This window comes from Bacteroides sp. ET71 (genome assembly GCF_023336905.1).
GTDB lineage: Bacteria > Bacteroidota > Bacteroidia > Bacteroidales > Bacteroidaceae > Bacteroides.
The window spans coordinates 86981-99692 of record NZ_JAMBLS010000002.1 but is presented as its reverse complement, the minus strand read 5'-3'; the positions used below and the strand labels follow the sequence as shown (position 1 = coordinate 99692).

Below are 12712 nucleotides of genomic sequence, written 5' to 3'. Positions count from 1 at the left end.
TTGATAGACAATGATAGACTTTTCTCTTTTTCCCTCTCCTTGCTACATCATGGAGGAAAACTTGTTGCGGAAGAATCTTTCGCTGATAAAAAGCGTGGCCGACCGGGCTGGCGTCGAAATCATACTGGCCTTCAAGTCATTTGCCCTGTGGCGTTCCTTTCCGATATTCCGGGAATACGTTCAGGCTTCCACGGCCAGTTCGCTCTACGAGGCCCGGCTGGCTTTGGAAGAATTTGGAAACAAGGCGCATACCTATTCGCCGGCTTACACGGACGAAGACTTTCCCGGCATCATGCAATGCAGCAGCCACATCACCTTCAACTCCCTGTCGCAATATCGCCGTTTCTACCCGGCCGTGCAGGCACATGGAGGTATATCTTGCGGTATCCGCATCAATCCGGAGTATTCGGAGGTAGGGACAGAACTATACAATCCCTGTGCACCAGGCACTCGTTTCGGAGTGATGGCCGAACAACTTCCGTCGCTCTTGCCCGAAGGCATCGAAGGCTTTCATTGCCATTGCCATTGTGAGTCTTCTTCCTACGAGCTGGAGCGTACCTTGGTGCATATCGAAGAGAAATTTTCGCGCTGGTTCCCCCAACTGAAGTGGCTGAACCTGGGCGGCGGCCATCTGATGACGCGCAAGGATTATGACGTGGAGCACCTGATTAAGTTGTTGCAAGGCTTGCGGACACGTTATCCGCATCTTCAGATTATCTTGGAGCCAGGTTCGGCTTTTGCCTGGCAGACAGGTGTCTTGGCTTCCGAGGTGGTAGATGTGGTGGAGAACCGTGGGATACGTACCGCCATTCTCAATGTCAGCTTTACGTGTCATATGCCAGACTGTTTGGAGATGCCCTATCAGCCGGCCGTACGAGGTGCCCGTATCGGAGCCGAAGGACCTTATGTCTATCGTCTGGGAGGCAATTCTTGTTTGAGTGGTGACTATATAGGCTCTTGGAGCTTTGACCACGAACTGCAAGTGGGAGAGCGCATCGTTTTCGAAGACATGATACATTATACAACGGTCAAGACCACTATGTTCAACGGCATCCATCACCCGGCCATTGCTTTGTGGACAAAAGACGGTCGGGCCGAGATATACCGCCGTTTTTCTTATGAAGATTATCGGGATAGAATGGACTGATTGTGAGATGCTTGTTTATAGTTAGCGAAGGGAAACAGATTTTGTTACGAAAAAAAACAACTGGAATGCTTGTCAGTTCCGGGAAAATGTCTACCTTTGCAACCGCAAAAGCGGCAATAGCTCAGTTGGTAGAGCACGACCTTGCCAAGGTCGGGGTCGCGAGTTCGAGTCTCGTTTGCCGCTCACAGCTCTTTGACTTTTTGTGTCTGTGTCAGGTTTGACAGAGGAAATGCCCAGGTGGCGGAATTGGTAGACGCGCACGTTTCAGGTGCGTGTGCCGCGAGGCGTGCAGGTTCGAGTCCTGTTCTGGGCACTAAACACAAAAAGCCGAAGCGGCTCTTTGATTTCTTGAATGTTGGAGAGATGGCGGAATTGGTAGACGCGCTACTTTGAGGGGGTAGTGACAATTATGTCGTGGGAGTTCGAGTCTCCTTCTCTTCACCTCGGGAAGCATGCGGCAATAGCTCAGTTGGTAGAGCACGACCTTGCCAAGGTCGGGGTCGCGAGTTCGAGTCTCGTTTGCCGCTCTTTAGTGATATTTGAAATATTGAGATGGTGAGGCCCAAGTGGCGGAATTGGTAGACGCGCACGTTTCAGGTGCGTGTGCCGCGAGGCGTGCAGGTTCGAGTCCTGTTTTGGGCACTGTATCAGAGTCACCATCTTATGCGGCAATAGCTCAGTTGGTAGAGCACGACCTTGCCAAGGTCGGGGTCGCGAGTTCGAGTCTCGTTTGCCGCTCTGTTTTATTGGTTTTGTAAGCAGAAAAGTCCCGCAAGAATTTCTTGCGGGACTTTTCTTTTGGTAACCGGCGGATGATTTAAGGCTGTTTTTGCAGGGTAAATCCCAGCATCATTCCGTCGTAACTGTCGGCTAGCGAACTGATAGATTGTAAAGTGCTGTTGTTGCTTTTGCTGGCTAGGAAACTAATCAAGTCCAACAACTTGTCAGAAGGAAACAAAAGCTCCATCTGTTGAGAGGTGCAATTCACCTTCGTGTTGATGCCTATCAGCTTGGCAAACTTCAGGTTGATTTTCTGGGTCGCTTCGTTGTAACTGTAATTTCCTTTCAGGTTTTTACCTTTCACGGTAGTCTGGAAAGTGCTGTCTTCGTTGAACGTGAAGCTCATTTGGCCTGGCTCTATCCCTACCTTTTCCAAAAAGCCGTCCAGCTTCTTTTCTACGGCCGTGGCAGCCAGGCTGCCTCCCGCTTTCTGAAGCAGGTTGTCTGATTCAAACTCCAGTGCGGCTCCTGAAAATTCCCATGTACCGGTCATGCTGGCCGTGTTCTTGCCTGTCAAGCTGTTAACAGCTTTTTCGATGTTCTCTTTGTTTAATAAGTCTTTAAGTCCTTGTGCTTGAACGCTTGTGGCAAACAAGAAGATAGCCACGGCAAGCATTTGTTTGAAGTAAATCGTCTTTCTCATTGCTTTATTGTAAATTTAGTTCTTTGTTGATGCTTTCTATGTAATCTAATATTTCTTTACGTCCCATGCGTTTCTCCGAAGAAGTAATGAAGTAAGGGGGAAGTTCCTCCCACTGTTCCTTTAATTTATTCAGATATGTTTTTATGTTGTTACCCAGCTTCTCATTGCTCACTTTATCAGCTTTGGTAAACACGATGGCAAAAGGAATCCAGTTTTCACCCAGCCATTCGATGAACGCCAAGTCGATGGCTTGGGGAGGTAGGCGGCTGTCGATAAGCAGGAAAAGGCATGTCATTTGTTCCCGGTGGAGGATATAGCTTTCTATGATGCGTTTGATTTGTTCCTGCACCTTTTTGCCCCGTTGGGCATAGCCATACCCCGGCAGGTCCACCAAGTACCAGCTTTTGTTGATAAGGAAGTGATTGATGAGCAGGGTCTTGCCAGGAGTTGCGGAGGTCATGGCGAGGCCTTTGCGCCCTGTCAACATGTTGATGAGGCTGGATTTGCCCACGTTGGAGCGTCCGATGAAGGCGTATTCCGGGCAGGTCGTCGGCGGGCATTTCCGCACGTCGGTGTTGCTGATGACAAACTCGGCGGATGTTATTTCCATTTTCGGTGCGTTTTAAGGGATGTTATTAATGTTTTTATACAATTCAGCTTTCCTGTTAACATCTGTTTGCTCTTAGACTAACGTTTAGTCTAGGGTAGACTAACGGTTAGTCCAGGGTAGGCTAACCGTTAGTCCGGGTTGGTGGCGCTCAGTCGAACGAACCGTAGCGGGTGGCCAGCAGCTTGCGGTCGCCCAGCGTGTTATCCACGCGGGCCACGTTGATCCAGAACTTGTTGTCGCGCACGGCCGGCGTAGGATATACGGCCTTCTGCCGTGTGTAGCAGTGTTCCCACGTGTCGGCCACGGCTTCGTATTCGGGATGGGGTGCGTTCAGCAGCACGTTGTCCGTGCGGTCGGCGCGACCGTCCTTTACCTCTTGTATTTCTTGCCAGATGGTCAGCATGGCATCGACGAAGTTGTCCAGTTCGGCCAGGCTTTCGCTTTCGGTCGGTTCAATCATCAGCGTGCCGTGCACGGGGAACGAGAGGGTGGGGGCATGGTAGCCGTAGTCCATCAGTCGTTTGGCGATGTCGTTCTCGCTGATGCCTGTTTCGGTGTGGACGTTGCGACATTCCAGAATCATCTCGTGTCCCACGAAGCCGTTGGCGCCGCGGTAGACTACGCCGTAGGTGTCCTTCAGGCAGGCGGCCAGGTAGTTGGCGTTGAGGATGGCAATCTTTGTGGCGCGGGTCAGTCCTTCAGTTCCCATCATGCGGATGTAGCCGTAGGTGATGGGCAGGATGCCTGCACTGCCCCAGGGGGCTGAGGCGACTTCGTTCGTGTCGTTGCCGAAGAGGGCGTGGCCGGGCAGGAAGGGGACGAGATGAGAAGCCACGCAGATGGGGCCTACTCCGGGGCCTCCGCCGCCGTGGGGCGAGGCAAAGGTTTTGTGGAGGTTCAGGTGGCAGACGTCGGCGCCGATGGTGCCGGGGTTGGTCAGGCCCACCTGGGCGTTCATGTTGGCACCGTCCATATAGACTTGTGCGCCGCAGGCGTGGATGATGCGGCATATCTCTACGATGTCGGTCTCGAAGATGCCGTGCGTCGACGGATAGGTAATCATCAGGGCGGCCAGGTCGTCGCGGTTCTCCTCAGCTTTGCGGCGCAGGTCGTCCATGTCGACGTTGCCGTGGTCGTCGCAAGCGCAGGTGACGGGCGTGAAGCCTGCCTGTACGGCGCTGGCCGGGTTGGTGCCGTGGGCGCTGGCGGGGATGAGCACCTTGTGGCGGTGTCCTTGCCCGATGCTTTCGAGGTAGGAGCGGATGACGCGCAGGCCGGTGTATTCGCCGGCGGCGCCCGAGTTGGGCTGGAGGCTGATGCCGGAGAAGCCGGTGATGGTCTTCAGTTCTTCCGACAGGTTGTGTATCAGTTCTTGCCAGCCTTCGGCCTGGTCCAGCGGGGCGAGCGGGTGGATGCCGCTGAAGGCGGCGAGGCTGAGCGGGAGCATTTCGGCGGCGGCGTTCAGCTTCATGGTGCACGAGCCGAGGGAAATCATCGAGTGGGCCAGCGAGATGTCTTTGCGCTCCAAGCGTTTGATGTAGCGCATCATTTCTGTCTCGGTGTGGTAGAGGCGGAAGATGTCGTGCGTCAGGTAGGCGGAGGTGCGCTTCAGTGTTTCGGGCAGGCGGCAGGCGGCGGGCAGTTCGCCGGGCGTGGGTGCTTGTGTTTGGCCCAGGGCTTCGGCGAAGATGCCCAGCAGGGTGCTGAGGGCGACCCGGTCGGTGGTCTCGTCGATGCTCAGACTGATGGTGCCGTCGGGCAGGTAGAGCAGGTTGGTGTCGTGTGCCAGGGCTACGGTGCGCACCCGTTCGGTGTCGGTGCCGTGGGGCAGGCCGATGTGCAGGGTGTCGAAGAAGTACGGATTCAGTTGGCGGCATCCCCAGGCTTCGAGCGTGTCGGACACGAGGGCAGCCGTCTGGTGGATGCGCAGGGCGATGTCGCGGATGCCTTCGGGGCCGTGCCATACGGCGTACATGCCGGCCATCGTGGCCAGCAGGGCTTGGGCGGTACAGATGTTCGAGGTGGCTTTTTCGCGCTTGATGTGTTGTTCGCGCGTCTGGAGCGCCATGCGGTAGCAGAGGTGTCCGTACTTGTCTTTGCTCCAGCCGATGATGCGTCCCGGCATGTTGCGCTTGTATTCGTCGCGTGTGGCGAAGTAGGCAGCCGACGGCCCTCCGTAGAACAGTGGCGTGCCCAGGCGCTGGGTGCTGCCGAAGACGATGTCTGCGCCCCATTCGCCCGGAGGCGTCAGCAGGGCCAGGCTGAGGATGTCGGCGGCGACGGCCACCTTGCAGTGGGCTTCGTGGGCTTGGGAGACGAAGGTGCGGTAGTCGCGGACGGAGCCGTCGGCATCGGGGTATTGGAGGACGCAGGCGAAGAGGTCGGGCGTGAACTCCAGCTCTTCGTAGCGGCCCACGCGCAGGGTGATGCCTTGTGGCACGGCGCGGGTGCGCATCACGGCCAGCGTCTGCGGGAAGATGCGTTCGTCGACGAAGACGGTGTTGGCGCCGGCTTTCTGCTGGTCGCGGGGGCGCAGGGCGTGCATCATGGTGACGGCTTCGGCTGCGGCGGTGCCTTCGTCCAGCAACGAGCAGTTGGCCAGGGGCATGCCGGTGAGGTCGCACACGGCGGTCTGGAAGTTCATCAGTGCTTCCAGGCGGCCTTGCGACACTTCGGCCTGGTAGGGGGTATAGGAGGTGTACCACACGGGGTTTTCGAACACGTTGCGCTGGATGACGGCGGGCGTGACGGTGTCATACCAGCCGTGGCCGATGTAGGAGGTGTACACTTTGTTCTTGGCGGCCAGCGCGGCGATGTGGCGGGCAAACTCGTGCTCGTCCATGGCTTCGGGCAGGTCGAGGGGCGACTGCAGGCGGATGTCGGCGGGCAAGGTCTTGTCTATCAGTTCGTCCAGGCTCTCCACGCCTATCTTTTGCAGCATGCGGGTTTCGTCTTCGGCATTGATGCCGATGTGGCGGGTGTAGAAGGGGTGTTTCATATTCATTAATAGTTAGGTAAATGTGTTGACAGTTGTTTGCTGTTGTTCGGGGTGTCCGAGTATAGGCATTCGGGATGCCCGAGTATAGGCATTCGGGGTGTCCGAGTATAGGCATTCGGGGTGTCCGAGTATAGGCATTCGGGGTGCCCGAGTATAGGCATTCGGGATGCCCGAGTATAGGCATTCGGGATGTCCGAGTATAGGCATTCGGAGTGTCCGAACAGGGACGGGCGTCTGCCTTTATATGCGGAAGAACGGGTTTTCTGCCTTCTCGATGCCGATGGTGGTGGGCGCCCCGTGACCGGGGTAGACCACAGTGTCGTTGGGCAGGACGAACAGCCGGCTGCAGATGTTTTCTATCAATTGGTCGAAGTTGCCCCCTGCCAAGTCGGCCCGGCCGATGCTGCCTTGGAAGAGCACGTCGCCCGAGAACATGCAGCGGTCGGCCGCGCAGTAGTAGACCAGGCTTCCGGGCGAGTGGCCGGGCACGTGGATGGCCTCCAGGCGCGTGCGCCCGAAGGTGATGATGTCGCCGTCGTGCAGATACCCACCCAGTGGCACGGGCTTCTCTTGTAACTGGAAGCCGAACATGCGGCTCTGCTTGGGCGCCTCGTCCAGCAGGAACTCGTCGGCCTGGTTGGCCTCGGCCTTCAGCCCGAACTCGCGCAGCAGGAAGGGGTTGCCGAAGATGTGGTCCGCGTGCAGGTGTGTGTTCAGCAGATGTTTCACGTCCAGCTTTTCTTTCTGGATGAAGTCTTTCAGAGCTATTTTTTCTTCTTCGTAAAAACAGCCCGGGTCGATGATGACCGCTTCGTTGGTCTCGTCCCAAAGCACGTAACAGTTCTCGGGGAACATATTGAACTCAAATCGTTTAATCTTCATGGCTTGTTATATTAGGATTTCTTTCCTTTGTTGATGGCGACGAACACGACCTTTTTGGTCTCGAAGAACTCTTCCTCGAAAAAGTCTTTCAACTCCCACGTCAGGGCCTCGTGGCGGAAAGGCCGGATTTCGTTTTCCACTTCCCCGCCTTTCAGGCAGATAAGCCCGTTGGGCAGTGCGTTGTGCTGTTCACGGGCGATGTTTTTCCGGCAAATCTTCACCAAGTCCGGTAGTGGCATGACGGCTCGGCTTACGACAAACTCGAACAGCCCCTTTTCGTCTTCGACCCGTTCGTGTGCGAAAGTCGTGTTTTCCAGGCCGATGGCTTCGGACACCTCGCGCGCCACACGCACCTTCTTGCCAATGCTGTCCACCAATTTGAATTGCACGCCGGGGAACAGTATGGCCAATGGTATGCCCGGAAATCCGCCGCCCGTGCCAAAATCCATCACCTTCGTACCCTCGCGGAAACGGATGGCGCAGGCAATTCCCAGCGAATGGAGCACGTGCCGTTCGTACAGGTTGCCGATGTCCTTGCGGGAAATCACATTGATTTTAGCGTTCCAGTCGGTATACAGCTCTTGCAGCGCCGCAAATTGACCGGCTTGTTTCTCAGTCAATTCGGGAAAGTATTTTTGTATCAGTTCCATAAGTCTTTTTCCTATTTCACCGAGTCCAGTATCTTATATCTGTCGTCGAGCAAGTGTGACATGATGTCATAAGGCAGCGTGATTTCAATAGCTCCCATCACATAAGGCGCGATTTCGTAAACGTTATAAAAGAATGTGATTCCTTGGGGGGTAATACAGAAATTCTCAGTCGGAGTCAGGTCTCCGGTGCTTCCATACCCTAAGTCTTCCAGCTCTTTTCGCGTGGCTACCCGGTTGTCCGCCATCAACTGATTCCATAGCAGGTCAGTCAGTGCCTCTTCATATCCTTCGGCAAAGAGGTCGTTCAGGTGAATGGGGGTTAGTGTGCGCAAGTCAAGGTTCAAGAACGAAGTCATGTAGATGCCATGAGCTCCGCCTGTATACTCTTCGTAGCGTGTGCGATAGACCAGCAAGTCCTTTTGGTAGAATTGCACGTGGCTTTGTATATACTTATAGTAAGAATACCAAGCTTTCTGGTCGGCATCTCCAAATTCTTTCTCCTCCTTTTGGTAGAGCTCTTCCAAATCGTTACGGTAATTGCTGACATATCGTTTCCGGTAGTTTTCTACAGCCTGCTGAGGAGGTACCGTGAGGCTTGAGTCTCCGAAGCACAGTCTTTGGAAATACTGGTTTAAACTGTCCTTCATTACATTGTCGTTTGCTCGCGTGACACAGGCAAAATTTATTACCAGGTTGCATGCCGGTTTAGCAGTGTCGCCAAAAAGATGTTCCGTAGTGTTTACTTGGATACTGTCAAATTCAAGGGCTCCTGTATTTTGTTTCGCTTTGTTATCGCAGGAAAATAAAAAAAAGCTTGTCGCAAGCGAAAGGACAAGTAAACTGACAAATTGTTTCTTCATATCGAATTTTGTTTATAATACAACATCTGGTTATTTAATCGTTATCGACAAATATAGGATATATTTGCCGAACCTGCTTTATTGTTGGCAGAAAAAATCTTTGTTTTTGTTGCAAGGCGGCTTTAAGCGTGCCTGTAATCCAGCGGTTTTATGCCCATGTAGCGTTTGAAATATTTGCCGAAGAATGAAGCACTGGGAAAATTGAGCGAATAAGCAATCTCTTGTACCGTCATGTCTGTTGATTTTAGCTTGGCTTTGGCGTCTATTAATACAACATTGGCTATGATGTCAAGCACATTCTTGCCCGTCACTTGTTTGACGGTGGTGCTTAAATGCTGTAACGAGATGCCCATGCAGTTAGCATAGAATTGGGCATGTCGCTCATGCATATAGTTTTCAATGACCAGTTGAATGAACTTGCGGTAGATTTCTTCTTTCCGGTTTTGAGGCCGTTTCTCGGTCTTTGGGCAAGTGCCGTATAATTTCTCTACTACATACAACAGGTTTGTCAGTATCTGTTGAGCCATGCGTGTGTCTGGTGGATAAGGTCCGGTTGTGACTCTGTCCAGTAGTGCAAAATAATCTTTCACGTAAGAAGATAATGTATCATTGAGGTTCAGGACAGGATATTCAAGTATGGTTGTAAAGGAACTGGGGGCAGATTGAATCAGGTTGACGCCAGTCAAGCAATGTGAGGAAAAACCAACGAAAGAGAGTTTGAACTTTTCTTTTTGTCCGTAAAACTGGATGATAGATCCCGGCAATAGAATGATAAAATCTCCTTGCTTCACTTCTGTTTCCATTAAATTGATGGATACTGTGATAGTACCTTCCCGACAAAGAGCAAAGATGCACGCTTTCAGACGGCATGCTTGTTTGTAGATATTCAGAATTTCTTCTGTGACTTCTGACCAAGCAATGATATCTACCGGTAAATCTACTTGTGGAAAATCCGTACGCATGTCGATATTTCTTTTATTTATGGTGAGCAAAGATAGGACTTTTCGGAGAATTGTTCCTATTTTTGCATGAATCATTTAAGCCTAAATAAAGAATGTGATGAGAAATGTGAAAACTGAAATATCAGACTGGGGAGTTATCGAATATGATAAAGCTTGGAAAAGGCAGAAGGAATATTTCGATGTTTTGGTCGATGCTCAATTGACAGGAAAAGATTATGTGAACAGCATTGTTTTGTGTCAGCATCCTCCTGTTTATACGTTAGGACGTAGCGGAAAAGCGAGCAATATGTTGTTGGGAGAAGAACAGTTGCAGCGTATCGGGGCAAAGCTTTACCATATTGACCGGGGGGGAGATATAACTTTTCATGGCCCGGGTCAAGTGGTTTGCTATCCTATTCTTAATTTGGAGGATTTCTCATTGAGTCTTCGTAATTATATATATGTATTAGAGGAAGCTGTTATCCGTACTTGTGCGGTCTACGGGATTAAAGCGATTCGTTTGGAAAATGCTACGGGAGTTTGGCTGGATGCGTATAAGCTTCAGGCTCGTAAGATTTGTGCCATAGGTGTACATGCCAGTCATTTTGTGACCATGCATGGGTTGGCTTTGAACGTAAATACAGATTTGCGGTATTTTAGTTATATTAATCCTTGCGGTTTTGTGGATAAAGGAGTTACTTCGATGCAAAAAGAGCTTGGGAGGGAAATAGATATTGAGGATGTAAAATCTCATTTGTGGCAAGAACTTTTGCAATTGTTGAGGCGTGAATGAAAAAAAGCAACCGGATACGCATCCGGTTGCTTTTTTCAATATTGGAGCGGCAAGCGAGGTTCGAACTCGTGACCCTCAGCTTGGGAAGCTTGTTTTTGTTTTAATTAATTTATTGATAAACAGTTTGAAATGTTATAATGATAATAATTTGACCCTTATTTTGACCCTATTTATGAAATATCTTCTGCTTTGTCACGTGCTTTAAAAAAGTAGTATAAAAGTAGTATAATTATTCATTGTCTTTTGACAATTCTTTGAGGTCATCTTCCACGCTGTTCTCTTGGGTAATGGTAGCGTCGAGTGAGACGGCTTGTAGCGTGGGGATGCCAAATTTCATTAAATCTACATAGAGTTTTACTTTCTCTTTCGGCTCTTTGATGCCTTTCCAGGTGTTGATGGCTTCGTCGAAGTTGTCCTCCAAGAACATGCTGATTCGGGTACGCAAGTCCTTTTTCACCTTGTTGGGTGTTTCAGCCTTGCGTCCTCCTATCTTTTTATGTCCTTTCTGAAACGGCATATTTCTATCTAATCAATTGACAGTTTATATACTTACCCTGCAAAGGTATCGGTCTATTTTTGTCCCATAACGATAAAAAGGTAAAAATATGGGACTTTTAGGCGGAATAATAGGCGGAGTAGCTTCTGCTGTGGGAGGTATAGGCAGCGGTATTGCGGGGCGGCGTGCTGCGCGGAGAAATGCGCGTATCTTGGACAATGCCGAAAAGAGGGCGCAGAATTGGTATGACCAGGAGTATTACAGTGACTTCACGCAACGTAGCGATGCGCAGGCGGCTCTGAACCAGGCTCGGCAAATATTGGATGAAAGGTATAAGCGTTCGGCTGGTTCAGCGGCGGTGACGGGAGCGACGGATGAGAGCGTAGCTCAACAGAAGGCGGCCAACAACCAAGTGATTGCTGACGTGACGAGCAACATTGCCGAGCGTGCAGATGCGTACAAGGAACAGGTGCGCTCCGATTATGAAAACCAGATGGCTGCCATTGACCAAGCTCGGATGGGTATCAATGACCAGCGGGCACAGAATGTAGCAACGGCTGCGGGAGGATTGGCATCGGCCGGTCAAGCACTTGGTGGAGGTATTAGTGATAAGATTCTGAGCGGAACACGCATTGGAAAGAAATTGGGGGTATAAGTATGACAACGAGAATTGACAGCATCAACGAGCGCAGGGCAAGGCGTCAGACACAGCAGGCGCAAGTTCCGTCTCCGCTTCCGGATAGTTCCCCCAAAGTTACGCCTGATGTCCCTTCCAGACAAATGGTTAGTCCTGCGTACGGGCCTATGCCCAACCAAGCACAGACACCTGTACAAGTCGCCGGAAGCCGCGTTGATACGGCACCCGAAAAGATTGCTTATGCCAATTCAGGGATTACGCCGACGATGACCAGTAATAGGGAATATCGACAGGGTGCGTTGCAGAACATGGATGAAGAGCAGTTCCGCAGGGCGCAGGATGATATGAACGCCTCGGATAAGGAGTATTGGAGTGAGCAGGCACGATTGAATCCGCTAAACACGTATGCTAATCTTCAGAACTATTTTGCCAGCGAAGAGACACCGGATGAACGCCGGAAACGTGAACGTCGTGAGCATCTTGGCCAGGTGTTTGCCAATTTGGGCAACCTGATCGGCAATGCGGCGCAGCTCTATTACACGGCCAAAGGTGCGGTTCCTGCTGATTTGAATGCGGGTGCATTTGCGGAAAATGAACGGATGCGGCGCATCAAGGAAAAGCGGGATGCTTTGCAGGCCCGGCAGGATGCCATCCTTGCAGAAGCCAAAGGTAACGACATCCGCAATGCGTACAACATTCGTCTGGCACGGGAAAAGGCTGCTGCTGATGCGGCAGAGAAGCAGAAGGAGCGTGATTTGGATATGGCCAAGTTCGGCATAAAGTTGAAGGTGGACAAGGATAAGGACGATGCCAACCGAAAGGAAACCGAACGGCACAACCGGGCGATGGAGGCCAATGCTTCGCAAGCGCAAGGCAAGGTATTGGATAGTGGAATAGGCTCTGACGGATATGTCTATACACGCAATACCAAGCTGTCCGCCAACGAGACGATACAGTTCGTGAAAAGGTATTTGAAAGACGACGAATTGGCGCAGTTCCAAACAGGGGACAAGCTAACGGGGAAAGAAGAAACGGATTGGGATGCCGCTGCGGCCTATATCCTGCAAAGCGGACGGGTTCCGGCGGACGAACTGGCGGCACGCGGTTTCATACGTTCCGGGAAAGCCGGTGAAAGGCCGCTTAACGGATGGGGGTATGATACGAAAGGACTTAGGGGGCAGGTGTTTGGAAGCCCCTGGTCGTTGTCCGCTCCCAGTGGAGGAAGCTCTTCCGCGTCGTCAAAAAACGGTTGGTCGTTAAACAATTAATCTGATG

12 protein-coding genes and 6 tRNA genes are annotated in these 12712 nt (G+C 51.8%); 10 read left to right on the top strand and 8 right to left on the bottom strand.

Annotated features, from left to right (window positions below; all coding sequences use genetic code 11):
• Positions 1-10: 10 nt before the first annotated feature.
• The 7 genes from nspC (at position 11) to M3090_RS01770 (ending at position 1885) form a co-directional block, all read left to right on the top strand.
• Complete coding sequence (gene nspC, locus M3090_RS01800) at positions 11-1147, top strand: carboxynorspermidine decarboxylase (protein WP_249053694.1); 1137 nt, start codon at positions 11-13, stop codon at positions 1145-1147.
• A gap of 110 nt (positions 1148-1257) precedes the next feature.
• A tRNA-Gly gene (locus M3090_RS01795) sits at positions 1258-1330 on the top strand.
• A gap of 48 nt (positions 1331-1378) precedes the next feature.
• Positions 1379-1460: transfer RNA gene (locus M3090_RS01790), tRNA-Leu, on the top strand.
• A 44-nt stretch (positions 1461-1504) separates the two neighbouring features.
• Positions 1505-1588: transfer RNA gene (locus M3090_RS01785), tRNA-Leu, on the top strand.
• A gap of 13 nt (positions 1589-1601) precedes the next feature.
• Positions 1602-1674: transfer RNA gene (locus tag M3090_RS01780), tRNA-Gly, on the top strand.
• A 33-nt stretch (positions 1675-1707) separates the two neighbouring features.
• Positions 1708-1789 (top strand) — tRNA-Leu (locus M3090_RS01775).
• A 23-nt stretch (positions 1790-1812) separates the two neighbouring features.
• Positions 1813-1885, top strand: a tRNA-Gly gene (locus M3090_RS01770).
• 79 nt (positions 1886-1964) lie between these two features.
• Here M3090_RS01770 and M3090_RS01765 read toward each other — a convergent pair.
• The 7 genes from M3090_RS01765 to M3090_RS01735 form a co-directional block, all read right to left on the bottom strand.
• Entirely contained in the window at positions 1965-2570 is a 606-nt protein-coding gene (locus M3090_RS01765; protein WP_249053693.1) for a DUF4923 family protein, read from the bottom strand.
• 4 nt (positions 2571-2574) lie between these two features.
• Entirely contained in the window at positions 2575-3180 is a 606-nt protein-coding gene (gene yihA / locus M3090_RS01760; RefSeq protein ID WP_249053692.1) for a ribosome biogenesis GTP-binding protein YihA/YsxC, read from the bottom strand.
• Between the two features lie 148 nt (positions 3181-3328).
• Positions 3329-6178, bottom strand: coding sequence for an aminomethyl-transferring glycine dehydrogenase (gcvP, locus tag M3090_RS01755; RefSeq protein ID WP_249053691.1), 2850 nt, complete (start codon positions 6176-6178; stop codon positions 3329-3331).
• Between the two features lie 240 nt (positions 6179-6418).
• Positions 6419-7060: an MBL fold metallo-hydrolase gene (locus M3090_RS01750; RefSeq protein WP_249053690.1), complete on the bottom strand. Its 642-nt coding sequence runs from the start codon at positions 7058-7060 to the stop codon at positions 6419-6421.
• 11 nt (positions 7061-7071) lie between these two features.
• Positions 7072-7710 (bottom strand): 16S rRNA (guanine(527)-N(7))-methyltransferase RsmG, encoded by a 639-nt coding sequence (gene rsmG, locus M3090_RS01745; protein ID WP_249053689.1) that lies wholly within the window; start codon positions 7708-7710, stop codon positions 7072-7074.
• A gap of 11 nt (positions 7711-7721) precedes the next feature.
• Positions 7722-8570 carry a DUF3298 and DUF4163 domain-containing protein gene (locus M3090_RS01740; protein WP_249053688.1) on the bottom strand — a complete coding sequence of 283 codons (849 nt, stop codon included), beginning with the start codon at positions 8568-8570 and terminating at the stop codon, positions 7722-7724.
• A 122-nt stretch (positions 8571-8692) separates the two neighbouring features.
• Positions 8693-9532: a helix-turn-helix domain-containing protein gene (locus tag M3090_RS01735; protein ID WP_249053687.1), complete on the bottom strand. Its 840-nt coding sequence runs from the start codon at positions 9530-9532 to the stop codon at positions 8693-8695.
• 106 nt (positions 9533-9638) lie between these two features.
• Between M3090_RS01735 and lipB the strand changes: the two genes are divergently transcribed.
• The gene (gene lipB / locus M3090_RS01730) at positions 9639-10304 is read left to right on the top strand and encodes a lipoyl(octanoyl) transferase LipB (RefSeq protein ID WP_249053817.1); all 666 of its coding nucleotides are present in this window, start codon (positions 9639-9641) and stop codon (positions 10302-10304) included.
• Positions 10305-10533: 229 nt separating this feature from the next.
• On the opposite strand, the gene M3090_RS01725 is transcribed toward lipB, so the two are convergent.
• Positions 10534-10821 (bottom strand): hypothetical protein, encoded by a 288-nt coding sequence (locus M3090_RS01725; RefSeq protein WP_249053686.1) that lies wholly within the window; start codon positions 10819-10821, stop codon positions 10534-10536.
• 88 nt (positions 10822-10909) lie between these two features.
• On the opposite strand from M3090_RS01725, the gene M3090_RS01720 reads away from it, so the two are divergent.
• Together M3090_RS01720 and M3090_RS01715 are read left to right on the top strand one after the other, a co-directional pair.
• The gene (locus M3090_RS01720) at positions 10910-11455 is read left to right on the top strand and encodes a hypothetical protein (protein WP_249053685.1); all 546 of its coding nucleotides are present in this window, start codon (positions 10910-10912) and stop codon (positions 11453-11455) included.
• Between the two features lie 2 nt (positions 11456-11457).
• Positions 11458-12705, top strand: coding sequence for a hypothetical protein (locus M3090_RS01715; RefSeq protein WP_249053684.1), 1248 nt, complete (start codon positions 11458-11460; stop codon positions 12703-12705).
• Positions 12706-12712 lie beyond the last annotated feature (7 nt).

Excerpts from the sequence above, each read along its gene's own strand:
- nspC (WP_249053694.1), top strand. The coding sequence starts at position 11 with ATGATAGACTTTTCTCTTTTTCCCTCTCCTTGCTACATCATGGAGGAA.
- M3090_RS01765 (WP_249053693.1), bottom strand. The coding sequence starts at position 2,570 with ATGAGAAAGACGATTTACTTCAAACAAATGCTTGCCGTGGCTATCTTC.
- yihA (WP_249053692.1), bottom strand. The coding sequence starts at position 3,180 with ATGGAAATAACATCCGCCGAGTTTGTCATCAGCAACACCGACGTGCGG.
- gcvP (WP_249053691.1), bottom strand. The coding sequence starts at position 6,178 with ATGAAACACCCCTTCTACACCCGCCACATCGGCATCAATGCCGAAGAC.
- M3090_RS01750 (WP_249053690.1), bottom strand. The coding sequence starts at position 7,060 with ATGAAGATTAAACGATTTGAGTTCAATATGTTCCCCGAGAACTGTTAC.
- rsmG (WP_249053689.1), bottom strand. The coding sequence starts at position 7,710 with ATGGAACTGATACAAAAATACTTTCCCGAATTGACTGAGAAACAAGCC.
- M3090_RS01740 (WP_249053688.1), bottom strand. The coding sequence starts at position 8,570 with ATGAAGAAACAATTTGTCAGTTTACTTGTCCTTTCGCTTGCGACAAGC.
- M3090_RS01735 (WP_249053687.1), bottom strand. The coding sequence starts at position 9,532 with ATGCGTACGGATTTTCCACAAGTAGATTTACCGGTAGATATCATTGCT.
- M3090_RS01725 (WP_249053686.1), bottom strand. The coding sequence starts at position 10,821 with ATGCCGTTTCAGAAAGGACATAAAAAGATAGGAGGACGCAAGGCTGAA.
- M3090_RS01720 (WP_249053685.1), top strand. The coding sequence starts at position 10,910 with ATGGGACTTTTAGGCGGAATAATAGGCGGAGTAGCTTCTGCTGTGGGA.
- M3090_RS01715 (WP_249053684.1), top strand. The coding sequence starts at position 11,458 with ATGACAACGAGAATTGACAGCATCAACGAGCGCAGGGCAAGGCGTCAG.